This window comes from Bacillus sp. hwrm1 (genome assembly GCF_040207805.1).
GTDB lineage: Bacteria > Bacillota > Bacilli > Bacillales > Bacillaceae > Bacillus > Bacillus velezensis.
This window is the reverse complement of the sequence record NZ_CP157943.1, coordinates 2,033,383-2,045,980: the sequence shown is the minus strand read 5'-3', so window position 1 is coordinate 2,045,980 and position 12,598 is coordinate 2,033,383. Positions and strand designations below refer to the sequence as shown.

13 protein-coding genes are annotated in these 12,598 nt (G+C 45.8%); 3 read left to right on the top strand and 10 right to left on the bottom strand.

Features of this window, described 5'->3' with window-relative positions; genetic code table 11:
- Positions 1-135 precede the first annotated feature (135 nt).
- From ABK447_RS10850 to cdaS, 6 genes are all read right to left on the bottom strand, one after another.
- Positions 136-2,052 carry a VWA domain-containing protein gene (locus ABK447_RS10850; RefSeq protein ID WP_349910031.1) on the bottom strand — a complete coding sequence of 639 codons (1,917 nt, stop codon included), beginning with the start codon at positions 2,050-2,052 and terminating at the stop codon, positions 136-138.
- Positions 2,053-2,062: 10 nt separating this feature from the next.
- Entirely contained in the window at positions 2,063-2,953 is an 891-nt protein-coding gene (locus ABK447_RS10845) for a MoxR family ATPase (RefSeq protein WP_032869968.1), read from the bottom strand.
- Positions 2,954-3,030: 77 nt separating this feature from the next.
- Positions 3,031-3,621 carry a superoxide dismutase family protein gene (locus ABK447_RS10840; RefSeq protein WP_007407968.1) on the bottom strand — a complete coding sequence of 197 codons (591 nt, stop codon included), beginning with the start codon at positions 3,619-3,621 and terminating at the stop codon, positions 3,031-3,033.
- Positions 3,622-3,702: 81 nt separating this feature from the next.
- Positions 3,703-4,947: a LysM peptidoglycan-binding domain-containing protein gene (locus ABK447_RS10835; protein ID WP_144664659.1), complete on the bottom strand. Its 1,245-nt coding sequence runs from the start codon at positions 4,945-4,947 to the stop codon at positions 3,703-3,705.
- Positions 4,948-5,267: 320 nt separating this feature from the next.
- Complete coding sequence (locus ABK447_RS10830; RefSeq protein WP_007611974.1) at positions 5,268-6,479, bottom strand: macrolide family glycosyltransferase; 1,212 nt, start codon at positions 6,477-6,479, stop codon at positions 5,268-5,270.
- Between the two features lie 118 nt (positions 6,480-6,597).
- Complete coding sequence (gene cdaS, locus ABK447_RS10825; RefSeq protein ID WP_007407964.1) at positions 6,598-7,224, bottom strand: sporulation-specific diadenylate cyclase CdaS; 627 nt, start codon at positions 7,222-7,224, stop codon at positions 6,598-6,600.
- 277 nt (positions 7,225-7,501) lie between these two features.
- Between cdaS and ABK447_RS10820 the strand changes: the two genes are divergently transcribed.
- Both ABK447_RS10820 and ABK447_RS10815 read left to right on the top strand, forming a co-directional pair.
- On the top strand, positions 7,502-8,863 hold the full coding sequence (locus tag ABK447_RS10820) for an MATE family efflux transporter (protein ID WP_106080449.1): 1,362 nt from the start codon (positions 7,502-7,504) through the stop codon (positions 8,861-8,863).
- Between the two features lie 13 nt (positions 8,864-8,876).
- The gene (locus tag ABK447_RS10815) at positions 8,877-9,725 is read left to right on the top strand and encodes an STAS domain-containing protein (RefSeq protein WP_020955939.1); all 849 of its coding nucleotides are present in this window, start codon (positions 8,877-8,879) and stop codon (positions 9,723-9,725) included.
- Positions 9,726-9,752: 27 nt separating this feature from the next.
- Here the strand turns inward: ABK447_RS10815 and bshB2 are convergent, their stop codons facing one another.
- From bshB2 to rarD, 4 genes are all read right to left on the bottom strand, one after another.
- Positions 9,753-10,418 (bottom strand): bacillithiol biosynthesis deacetylase BshB2, encoded by a 666-nt coding sequence (bshB2, locus tag ABK447_RS10810; protein ID WP_007407961.1) that lies wholly within the window; start codon positions 10,416-10,418, stop codon positions 9,753-9,755.
- A gap of 17 nt (positions 10,419-10,435) precedes the next feature.
- On the bottom strand, positions 10,436-10,786 hold the full coding sequence (locus ABK447_RS10805) for a YojF family protein (RefSeq protein WP_007407960.1): 351 nt from the start codon (positions 10,784-10,786) through the stop codon (positions 10,436-10,438).
- Positions 10,783-11,061: a hypothetical protein gene (locus tag ABK447_RS10800; RefSeq protein WP_349910025.1), complete on the bottom strand. Its 279-nt coding sequence runs from the start codon at positions 11,059-11,061 to the stop codon at positions 10,783-10,785. The genes ABK447_RS10805 and ABK447_RS10800 overlap by 4 nt, the downstream gene beginning before the upstream one ends.
- 67 nt (positions 11,062-11,128) lie before the next feature.
- On the bottom strand, positions 11,129-11,971 hold the full coding sequence (rarD, locus tag ABK447_RS10795) for an EamA family transporter RarD (RefSeq protein WP_229023841.1): 843 nt from the start codon (positions 11,969-11,971) through the stop codon (positions 11,129-11,131).
- A 151-nt stretch (positions 11,972-12,122) separates the two neighbouring features.
- Here rarD and ABK447_RS10790 point away from each other — a divergent pair, with 151 nt between their 5' ends.
- The gene (locus tag ABK447_RS10790) at positions 12,123-12,587 is read left to right on the top strand and encodes a hypothetical protein (RefSeq protein WP_003153738.1); all 465 of its coding nucleotides are present in this window, start codon (positions 12,123-12,125) and stop codon (positions 12,585-12,587) included.
- Positions 12,588-12,598 lie beyond the last annotated feature (11 nt).

Genomic DNA, 12,598 nt, shown 5'->3' with positions numbered 1-12,598 from the left:
CGCTTCCAAGGATATTTTACCACTGATTGCGTTTGGATTCTACCTTGATTGTTCACAAAATAGTAAAAAAAACAGATCAATACCGAAAAAATTAAATCATTTTAAAATAAAAAGCGAAAAAGCATAGGAAAAAGCCTATCCTATGCTTTTATGAAGCAGTTTTTTCAAGAGCGGATACAGCACATCGGGCAGCTGATCGACATCCGGAACAAAAATACTGTACTTTCCGTACATATCCTGAATGGTTTTCATCTGTGATTCCTCTATTGCAGTATTGGACAGAAAAACATTTATGACTTCTATCCCTTTTTTTCTCGCTTCGATGACAGCCTCGCTCGTATCGACAATGCCGTTTTGTTCGTATCCGAATGCTGCCGGCTCTCCGTCTGAAAACACGATTAAAAATTTTTGCGCCTCACTCCGCCGCATCAGCTGTTTCGTCATTTGCCTGATGGCGTATCCGTCTCTGTTGTCTTCTTCAGGCGCAAGCTGCATGATCAGCGGACCCGCCGCCTGCAGCAGCGACTCTTCAAACGGAATGACGGTATTGAAGAAATTCGGCTGGCTCGTTTCGGTCGCTTCGTTTGTATCCTCCCAAAATCCGACGATCTGGTGCGGTACGGACACTGATTTCAAGGCTTCATGAAAAAGAACGATCCCTCTTTTTGTTTCATCCATTTTGTCGAACATGCTGGCCGAACAATCGACAAGCAATGTAAAAACCGCGTCAATGTCTGAAGACGGGTCCTGCTTTTTATAGAAAAGGCGCGGGTTCCGCTCCGTAAAATAGCGGATCAGTTTGCGATTCAGCCGGCCTGCGTGAAGGTCGGTCCGCGGGAGCGTTTTTTTGTGCTCAAGTGTTTTTTGTATCATCTGCTTCAAGCGTTTTTGATATGATTCTATCGTTTTTGCCTGTTCTTTATAAGACTGCTCCTCTTCAGGAGACGCTTTATGAGGCGTTTGATAAACCGGGAAGGCAAATTTGTTTTCTTTTCCGTCAGCCAGCCCCGCGCCCTCATGTTCATCCTGAATGGATTCAAGCGCTTCCAGTTTGGAGTAATCCTCTCTTTTCGTCTGACGTGCGGAACCTTGAACGGAGCCGAGCGCCTGGTCACCGTCATCGCCTTCTCTGGCCGCGTCTTTCCCAAGATCCGATTTCGCGCCGTGCTCAATATCAAATTGAAGGAAACTTTTTGCCGGCGCTTCGGTTTCCCGGTGCCACGTATTCATTTTCTCTTCAAAGATTTCTTCATCTCCGTCGGAAGACTCAGGTAGCGTGAGATCGTCACTTAACGAAGGCGCTTTTTTTACACTTTCGAATAAAGGCGCTTCAGCCGCTTTTTCGTAATCAAGTTCCGGCAGAAAAAAGTACGTGTTCAGCATATCTTTCTCAAGCACTTCATCAAGGCCTTCCATGAGGTCTTCCGTTATTCTTGCGATTTGTTCCGTAGAATCCGCCTCATACACCCGGATGAGCTGACGTTCAATATACGGTATCATCATATCAATATGTTCATGCATGGAAGGAATGCCTTCAAGCGGAGACTCAGCCGTCAGCTTGACAAACATCGCGCAATACAAAGCGTCGGTGAAAATGCTCCGTTCTAAATTCAATGTCAGCTGCGTCGTGAAATATTTCCTGTACATCTCCCTCCGCTTCTGAAAAACACGTTTCGTTCCCGGCCGTTCTTTTTTGGTCAGCTCTTCAATTCTGATATCCTCAAGCAGCATAAACAGCTGCTTGGCAAAGCTTTGGCGGGTGAAATGCCGGTGAACGTCATTTAAAAACCCCGCAAATTCCCGAAATGAGCTGCTGCGTGTTCCGACAGCGCGCAAATAGACATCGCTTTTCAGGCCGGCTTCCATATCCCCGGCTGATCGGTCTTTCCAAAAGTGGCTCATGTAAATTTTCTTTTCAAAGGGATTGTAGTAAGACTGCACGCCGTATTCCACTTCAACTTCACTGCTTCTGGTCAGTGTTTTGGCCAGGTCAGTCAGCATCATGAACAAAAACGAATCAATCGTGCTGTCGTTAAATTTGATAAACTTCATTGTATATCCCTCATTCGAACAGCGTTTCTGCAATATTTCTGACAGCGGCTTTTTCCCTGTCATCGTCAAGTTTTTCTACGATGCCTCTTTCAATCGCCCGTTTCGGCGGGATGTACGCAGCCAAGTCGCACGTATCAATGAGAGCCCTGATGGACGCCGCTTCTTCTGACACTTGTCCGTTATGCGCTTGTGCGATTAAATCAGAAGACAGCGTCATAAAACGCTCAATTAATTTCTCATCTTTTAAGACAGACTGAGAGGTCAGCACCTGTTTCAGGAGGCTTCCTTTAATATACGGAACATCAATGATGACAAAACGGTTTTTAAGGGCTTCGTTCAGCGGAACGGTGCCGACGTAGCCTTCATTAATCGCGGCGATAACACCGAATCCTTCGCTTGCCTTAATCACTTCTCCTGTAAAGGGATTTGTCATCATTTTTCTGTAATCTAGCACGCCGTTTAGAATCGGAAGGGTTTCAGGCTTTGCCATATTGATTTCGTCAATGTATAAAAAATGTCCCTTGTTCATTGCGGTTGTTACAGGTCCGGGAACGAATTCAATTGTCGCCTGTCCCTGTTCATTTTCAATCGTTTTATAGCCGACAAGCGCTTCTGCATCGAGGTCTACGGAGCAGTTGACGCTGTGCATCGGTTTATGAAAATAGTTCGAAAGCGTTTCCGCCAATTTTGTTTTCCCTGAACCCGTCGGTCCTTTTAATAAGATATTTTTTCCCATTGTCAAAGCAATGACGGCATCGAATACAATCGCTTTATCTTCGGCCTCATAGCCTGATGATCCGATTAAATCCCGGAATTCTTGGGAAACGGGATGATTTTGATAAGCCTGCAGTTTGTTTTGTATATCTTCCGGAAGTGATAGGTGCTGTAATTCTGAAGTCATAGGTGATGTTTCCTTTCCATTTGTATTCCATAACCGAGTATACTAAAAAAGCCCTTGTATACTCAATACAAAAGGGCTCATTCCCTGCGGGCGCTTTTTGTCAGGGGAGCGCAGGCGATTCTGGCTCCGGAATTTCCGCTCGGGTTTGTCAAATAATCGTCCGTATGTTCATGAATGACGAACGCGCTTCCGTCCCGGTCGAGCAGGCTGAGTCTGCTCCCTTCTTTTAATGAAGTTTGCGGCGCGTTCATAATGACATCCACTTTACCGTCAGCCCCCACTTCAAGATTGGGGAGATCCCCGGCGTGATGACCCATCGGATTGTTGAAGCCGTGTTCTTTGTTCAAAGGGTTGAACGGACCGCCGGCTGATTCGAAATCAGGTGCCTGACATGTCCCTTTTTCATAAATATGAAACCCGAGAGAAGTGCCGGGCGGCAGATGCCCCGCTGATATATGAATGTCTGACCCTTCATCATCAGATTCCCTCACTTCGATATATCCGATCGTTTTTCCGTTTTGATTGATGAGTCCGGCATGCTCACGGTATGCAGATGCTTCCAATGCGCGGCTTTCCCCATGTTTTTTGGGCGGAACAGGAGCGGGTCTCCCCCCGCAGCCGCAAAGCGTAATTGATGCGAGCATGAGAAAAAGCAAGAGACGATTCATGCTTCCTCCCCCTTATTTTTTACCCATCAGTCTTGTCAAAACGTAAAAATGGTAAACAAAAAAAGCCCCGAAAGGCTTTTTTTAAAAATAACTGCGCGCTCCTAAATAAGCTTTTTTCCAATACGGATTGCTTAAGTTTGAAACTTCAACCCCGGAGGAGCTTGCGTGAATAAAATCTCCTCCGCCTAAATACATTCCCATATGAGAAGGGCCCGCTTTATATGTCGTAAAGAAGACAAAGTCGCCTGCTGACGGCTGGCTGATATGTTTCATCGTATTCCAATATCCGGCCGTGCTCAGACGGGAAACAGAGCTTACCTTATTTAAAAGGTAATAGATGTAACCGCTGCAATCGAAGCCCGCAGGCGTATTGCCTCCCCAGCGGTAAGGCACGCCGACATGTTTTTTCGCCTCGCCTATCATTCTGTCAATCTTTGACCCTGTCACCGGAGGTTCGGGAGTATTCGGCTTGTTTGGTTTTGCCGGTTTGTTATCCGGCTGCCGCACAGGATCTTCTGTTTTTCCCGTTCCGTTAATCACCAGAACTTGTCCAATTTGAAGCACATCAGTTGTCAATTTATTTTTTTCTCTGATGAGCTGAGCGGTGATGCCGAACCGATTAGCAATTTTCCAGAGGGAATCGCCTGCTTTTACTTTGTAAGTGGATGGCTTCTCAGAAGGGTTTGAATGAGATGGCGGTGTTGTGCCGCTGTTTCCGTTATGTGAAGAACCTTTGATCTTTAACACTTGATTCGGATACAGCATGTCTGATGTTAATTGATTCAGCTTTTTCAGTTCGGCGATGGTGATCCCGGTTTGATTGGCGATTTTCCACAGCGAGTCACCCGGCTTCACAGTGTAAGTCCCTGATGCGCCTTTATCAGGCTTTGTCTGTCTGCCGCCTCCGTCGTCCGTGCCGCCGGCAGACCCTTTAATTTTCAGTTTCTGGCCGGGATAGATGACATCTGAACTCAAACGGTTCAGGCTTCTCAGCTCAGAAACGCTCATTTTGTATTTTTTTGCGATCACCCATAATGAGTCTCCGTATGTAACTGTGTAGGCACCCGTGCTTCGTTTTCCCTTTTGCCCCGTTTTATGTGTGCCGCTGCCGTCGGGAATGTGCAGCCGCTGTCCTGGATGGAGTATCGTTGATTTCAGTTTATTTTCAGCCTGCAGGGCTGAAATACTTGTATGATATTGCCGGGAAAGCTTCCAAAGAGAGTCGCCGCTTTTTACTTGAATGGTTTTTGCTTCAGCGGGATGCACGGCGAAGGTTGAAGTCATTACTGCAGATACAGCCAGTCCGGCTGCGATTTTTTTCTTCATATAACGAAAAACCTCCTATTTATCATTGCTGAAAGGGACGTTCCTTTTCTTTGGACGCCGCCTGTTATGCAGGATTCATTCAGAAGTCGACATTAATTCCGATTCATTTGACCTTAGATCATCACCAATGCCACACATTTTACATAAATTGAGAACATTTCACAAAAGACTTTGGAATCATTTTCATAACATGGCTTTTTTCCGCGACATTCCACCTTTCTTGTCTGTTTTTCATACAATTCTCTTTACGGCGTGAAAAATCCTCCCGAAAAACAATCAAAAAAAGCCCGCTTCCTTTAAAGGAAGCGGGTGACGGCTGATTACAGAACCCGGGTCTCGGCAGTTTTCACGTCTTCTGCTATCAATTCCGCTGCACGCTGTGCTCCGCCGGCCGCTTTCAGGGATTCTCCGATTTCAGAAGCTTTTGTCTGATATTCAGGATTTTCGCTCAATTCTTTTATTGCTTCAGTGAGCAGTTCCGCTGTTACATCTTCTTTTTTAAACATTTTGCCCGCGCCCGTGTTTTCCACTTGGCTTCCGACGGCGAACTGATCTGCGCCCATCGGAATGACGATCATCGGGGTTTTGTAGTAAAGCCCTTCGCTCGTACTGTTCATTCCGCCGTGAGTGATAAATAAGTCCGCTCTCTTCAGGATCTCAAGCTGCGGAACATAAGGCTTGACAATGACATTCTCAGGAATTTCATCAAGCTCCGCCGGATCAAGATGTTTGCCGATTGACATGACGGCTTTTCCGTTAAAGTTTCTGACCGCTTTTAAGCATTTATTAAACAATTCCTTCTGATTGTTAAAAATCGTGCCCATTGAAATAAACAGGACGTTTTCTCCTTCAAGCTGTTCAAACGGGAAATCTTGAGCCGCCGCCCTTTCGGTTATGGACGGACCGACAAAGAGATAAGAATCGCCAAACTCTTCTTCTTTCGGCTGAAACGCTCTTGAAGTAAATACGATGGTTTTTCTGCCGTCATTTGAGAAAATATCATACGGCGTTTTAATGTCTGCGCTGAATTCTTCATTGAGCCGGCTGACCGCTTCGGTATAAGCCGGATAATGAGATGATTCCTCTGATACAAGGTTTGTATTTGAAAACACTTCTTTAATAAATGCTTCATTCATTGCAAATGTCGTACAAAGTGAATATGCCGGCAGTTTCAGCTGGTTTCTCACGAGCCTTCCTGCCAGAAAATGATGATCATACAGGATGTAGTCGTAGGATTCATCTTTTACTTCCTCAAGAATACGGAGTGCGGCTTTTTTGGAAGTCTCAATCATTAATAGCAAAAACTCGGTAGCGTCCCGCTGTTCATCACCCGTTGCATTTTTTCCGAATTCATCTTTTCGGAAATCTTCATATTCACGGAATTCCGCTCCGCTTGACGCGATTTTGTTCTCATATTCCTTCACGCCGTAATATACGACATGTTCCCCTTTTGCCTTCAGTTCTTTTACGACGCCTAAAGACGGATTGATATGGCCTTCTCCCGGAAAGCCGATCATCAATACATTTGCCATCTTTCCACTCCCTATTCTTTTAAATTTTATGTATATTTAAACGATAACATCAATACAGAAAAAGGTAAAGATGTTCACCTTATTAATATTAAATGGGTACAATATTCCCATTTTCTTATTATTTCGTATGAAGCGCCCGCGGCGAAACAAGCGGATACAGTCCGCCGTCTTTAGCAAAGGACATTTTTCCCGTTTCTTCTGAAACAACGAGCACGAGTGCATCAGTCACGGCCGAAAGTCCCATCGCGGCCCTGTGGCGCGTCCCGTATTTGAGATCGACATGTTTTGTTGTGAGCGGGAGCACATTGGCTGCTGATACAACCCGGTTTTCTCTGACCAATACGGCTCCGTCATGAAGCGGATTGCCGGGATAAAAAATACTCTCAATTAAAGCTGCACTGATCTCGGCATGCAGGCTGGTCCCTTTTTGTATCATTCCGTCCAGCGGATCTGCACGTTCAATCACAATCAGCGCTCCGTGTTTTTCTTCCGCCAGATGCTGCACGGCCCTCGCCAGCTCTGTATAGGAAGGCGTAAAGTGTTCGATATATGACTGCAGGTAAAACGACGAAGCGACAGCCTGCATTTCCTGAAACGTATGTCCCAGTTCATCTAATTCGCAAAGAAGGCATTGGTCTTTTTCATCCAATGTCCGCAGTATCATTCCGGCATCCTCCGTAATTTGTTTCAAATACGTTTGAACGGCAGCGGTAAACGCGCTTTCCGTCATTTGAGTGTGGCGCATGTCACATCAGCTCCTTTCCCTTATTTTCTGCATCGCGCGCATGGATATTCGCCGCTGTGTGCACCATAATCATGAAAGGAGGCGCACATCATATGGAATTCGCACGGCTGATGCAATATATCTGCACCTTTTTAGGGGTCATTTCACTTTCATTCATTTATGCCAAGATGTTTAAAAAGCCGAAACCTGACAAAAAAGAGTAGGCCGGCTTTCATTGCTTTTTATACATAAAATGTTATAATTTCTCTCGTTAAAATAAAGAAACGGGGAACCTAACTTGAGAGAAACGAACACGATCGGCCAAAAGGTCAGACAGCTGTTACATATCTTCATTCCGATTTTAATCACACAGGCGGGCCTTTCCCTGATCACCTTTTTGGATACGGTGATGTCAGGGAAAGTGAGCGCTGCCGATTTAGCCGGGGTTGCAATTGGTTCAAGCCTGTGGACGCCGGTTTATACGGGCCTTGCAGGAATATTAATGGCCGTTACGCCCGTTGTTTCGCAGCTGTTTGGAGCCGGCAGACAAAAGGAAGTGCCGTTTTCCGTCATCCAGGCCGTTTATGTAGCGGCCGTTCTCAGTGCGGCGGTTATCCTGATCGGCTTTTTCACCGTTGATATGATCTTGGGACATTTGGGCCTGGAACCTCGTGTCCGGACGATCGCAAAACACTTTTTAGGCTTTTTATCCCTCGGTATTTTTCCTTTGTTTGTGTACACCGTTTTGCGCTCGTTTATTGACGCACTCGGCAAAACGCGAGTCACAATGCTTATTACGCTTTGCTCATTGCCTATTAATTTTGTTTTAAATTATGTATTTATTTTCGGGAAATTCAACATGCCGGCATTGGGAGGAGTCGGGGCGGGGCTCGCTTCCGCCCTGACTTACTGGTGTATTTGCGCCATCAGCTTTTTTATCGTCTGCAGATTTGAGCCGTTTGCCGGGTACTCTGTATTTCGGAAACTGTACCGTTTTTCTCCGACTGAATGCAGGAAGCTTTTGAAAATCGGATTGCCTATCGGTTTTGCGGTATTTTTTGAAACGAGCATTTTTGCGGCTGTCACACTGCTTATGAGCCATTTTCAGACGGTGACGATTGCAGCCCACCAAGCGGCAATGAATTTTGCTTCCCTCTTGTATATGCTGCCGCTCAGCGTATCCATGGCCATGACCATTTTGGTCGGCTTTGAAGCAGGCGCAAAGCGCTACAGGGATGCCCGCTCATACAGCTATATCGGGATCGTGATGGCGCTTAGTTTTTCTTTATGCACGGCGGCTTTCATTTTGCTGTTCAGGCCGCAAATCGCCGGAATGTATACATCAGATCCGGCGGTGCTCATGTTGACGCAGCACTTTTTAATCTATGCGCTGTTTTTCCAGCTTTCTGATGCCGTAGCAGCTCCGATACAAGGCGCTCTGAGAGGATATAAGGATGTCAATTATACACTCGGCGCGGCTTTTGTGTCGTATTGGATTATCGGGCTTCCGGTCGGTTACGCAGTCGGCACTTATACGGGCCTCGGGGCATACGGCTACTGGATCGGGTTAATTGCGGGACTTGCCGCAGGAGCTCTCGGTTTATTCTTCAGACTGATGAAGCTGCAAAAGCATTATGTGAAAAAAATGACGATTTTATAAAGGAGGAGCAGCAATGCCAAAACATAAACTGCTGTACGATTATTTAACTGAACGGGCGGAGGACATCAGTCAGACATGGTTTGATACGCTTCATGAAACGGATCCTGATTCTGTCTATGCTTCTACTGACCCGGCTGTACTCACAAATCTGAAAAAACAAAATCTGGCGTTTAATTATCAACTCAATCGGATTTTTTCTGAAGAGAAGGAAGTATATACAGCGGCATTGGAAAAGTGGGCGTTTGAAGCCGCACGGGATAAAGAACATTTAAAAACTCCCATCCATTATATTATTCGCGAGTTTATCAGAGTTCGTGATTTGTATGTCGGCCATGTCAAGCAGTTTACCAGACTTCATGCCGACACCGTGACAGAAGAAGATGCCGAAGATATATTCCATACGCTGATCAAATCTTTTGATGTGGTCATTCATATTTTCATAGAAGAAATGTATAAAAACACAAACATTCAGCTTGAAGCGCAAAAAGAATTGATCACCGAGCTGAGCTCGCCGGTAATTGTGCTTTTTGACAATGTCGGACTGCTGCCGCTGATCGGGGATATTGACACGGCAAGAGCCAAAATGATTTTGGAGAATACGCTGCACCAGTGTTCAGAGAAGCGCATCACGCAGCTGTACATTGATTTATCGGGCGTAGCCATGATTGATACGATGGTTGCCCAACAGCTTTTCACCTTAATTGAATCACTCGGAATGCTCGGCGTGAAAGCGACATTATCCGGAATCCGTCCTGAAATCGCCCAAACCGCAGTGCAGCTGGGACTGAGTTTTTCAAATTTATCAATAAGGTCTTCGCTTGCAGAAGCGATCGCTTCCGATCTGACACAAAAAAAGGGATAAGGCATTTCAGCCTTATCCCTTTTTTTATCAGTCTTTCCACGGATATGTCCAATACACTTCTTCTTCAAACCATGTCTGAAGAACCGGCTCGTTATTTTTTATTTTTTCTTCCAGCTCTCTCAGCATGCCTTCCGTTTGGGTGCGGTGCGCTTTTAAGGCATTCATTTTAATATCGGCAACCTCTTTAATATCAAGAATAACATCAGGCTTGCCGACGGCTTCCTCCCTGTTGCGGGTGATTGCCATGCAAAGCGTGCGCGGGCGGTCCTCTTTTTTCTTTCTGTAAAGCGCTCTGATAACCGCTTCGCCGCATGCATCATGATCCGGATGGACGCCGTGCTCCGGATAGAATGTGACAATCAGACTCGGTTTTACATCGTCGATAATCTCTTCCATCATATCAGCGAGCCACTCGTCATCTTCAAATTCAAGTGTTTTATCACGAAGCCCGAGCATTCTCAGGTCAGTAACGTCCATTGCTTTGCATGCGTCGATCAGCTCTTGTTTTCTTAACAGCGGCAGTGTTTCACGGTTCGCGAAAAAAGGATCTCCCATGTTCCGGCCCATTTCGCCAAGCGTTGCGCATGCATACGTAACGGGAATATCTTTTTGTCTGTGTAAAGCAATCAGCCCTGCCACTCCGTATGATTCATCATCAGGGTGAGGCAGGATGACGAGTACATGTTCTTTCATGATTTTCACCCTTTTCTTTAAACTGTAAACGGCTTTTCGCTGATTTGAAGCGAAATCGCCAATTTTCCGCCCGGCAGATGCCCTGCCATTAACAAGCGGTTTTCGTCATCTACTGTATATTCAGTCAGACCTTCTGCGTAAATCCAGCCTTCTTCCGTTTTCAAACCGACGCGGTACGGGCCGTTTCCTTTGATTTTCGCCTGATGGTACGTCACTTTTGCATTGCGTATATAGGCTACAACCGTCATGTTTTTCTCATTCAGATGCGCTGAATAAGAACCGGTCGTTGTTTCCAAATGGATATATACAGGACGATCGGCATATCGCTCTAAAGAAGTTTGCACATCTTCTTTTATGATCGCTTTCATAGTTGCTCCCCTCTTTCTTCTTTTAAAATTTGCAAACGCTTCGTATGTAGTTCAACCAATTCATATTTCTCAATCGGCCGCAGCCGGGAATCTACAATTCGCTGCACCGCCAGAGCAAACTTTTCCTCGGGTGACTTCCGGAGCCTCGGATGTGTTCTTTGATCAAGCAGTTCCAGATCAATTGCCTTCTCCGCTTCTTCAAGAGTTGAAGCCGGGAGAGTGCGGTTATTCCACAGTGCCTGATAGGCTTTTGCTATGTCTTTATCAGTGCCCATTGTACAGCTCCTTTACATACTCGTAATGATTATACATAATTTAAGCTATCGCTGGAAAGCGAAAGGCTTAGCGGCTTTTTATCGGCCGCTTCCATTTTATCTGTGAAAAGGTAAACAAAAGCAATGCTGCCCATATACAAATGAAGGTAAACGCTTTTTGCCCGGAAAACGGTTCATGATACACAAATACGCCGAGCATAAGGGTAATGGTCGGCGCTATATATTGCAAAATGCCGACTTGATACAGCGGCAGACGCTTTGCCCCCTCTGCAAACAGCAACAGCGGCAGGGCCGTAAATACGCCTGCGAAGAATAGGAGCGCCCATGTTCCTGCCCCCAAGGACCCGGAAGTGCTCCCGTCAGCTGTATATCCTAAATAAATAAGTGCAGCCGGGGTAATCAAAAGCGTCTCCAGCGTCAGTCCGATCGTGCTGGACATGCGGGTTCTTTTTTTACATAAGCCGTACAGGCCGAAGCTGAATGCAAGCAGCAATGCGATATAAGGAACCGCGCCATATTGAAACGCAGATATGATCACGGCCGCCCCGGCAATAGAAACGGCTGCTGTTTGCATCTTGTTAAGCTTTTCTTTTAAGAATAGGATGCCCAAAAGAACGGAAACGAGCGGATTAATGTAGTACCCGAGACTTGCTTCAAGCAAAAAGCCGTGATTGACGGCCCATATGTACACAAACCAATTAACGGAAATTAAAACGGAAGCGAAAAAAAGCGCCAGCAGGCCCCCTTCCGATTTCAAAAGACGCAGTTCACGCCATCCGGTTTTCCACTTCTTAAGCACAGTTAAAAGCACACACATGAAAACAAATGACCATAAAATCCGGTGAGCTAAAATGTCCAATGCGGGTATTTGTTCAAGAAGTTTCCAATAGACCGGAAACAGCCCCCACATGACGAAAGAACAAGCGGTATAAATGATTCCTTTTCTTGCGTTATTCCCTTGCACGGCCTTCCCCTTCCTTTCTGTAAACAGATTATATTATATCACGGGAAGCTTCCGGCGGGCATATACTATGTTGTCCGTTAAGAAAGGGTGAGATGCCGTGTTTGATTGGAACAGATATTTTCCCTTCCAAAATCAGTTCTCTAAAGAAACGTTTAAAAATGCTGATCCGAAAGATGTCGAGACATATGTCAACCGAGTGATGGAAAGCGTATTCGGCGCCGGTTATGCCGGACAGTTCCCTTTTCGCGACCCAATGTCCAAAAAGGCCGATCCGGTCGAAGCGGAACCGCCCAAGCCGGAAATTGACCTTTTTGAAACATCCGATCATGTTTTTGCGAAAATTCCCGCCGAACAAGAGGAACTCGACCGTATCAGGATTAAGCATACGTCACACAGCCTCGTTGTAGAGAACAGCAGTCTGGGAGAAGGAAAAAAAGAAATCGTCCTTCCGAGCCTCGTCAAACGGAAAGGAACAAAAGCAGTCTATAAAGACGGGATGATTGAAGTTATGTTTTCAAAACAGGAAGACTACAATCTATCGGAAGTGGAGATTTTAAGATAAAAAAACGGCCC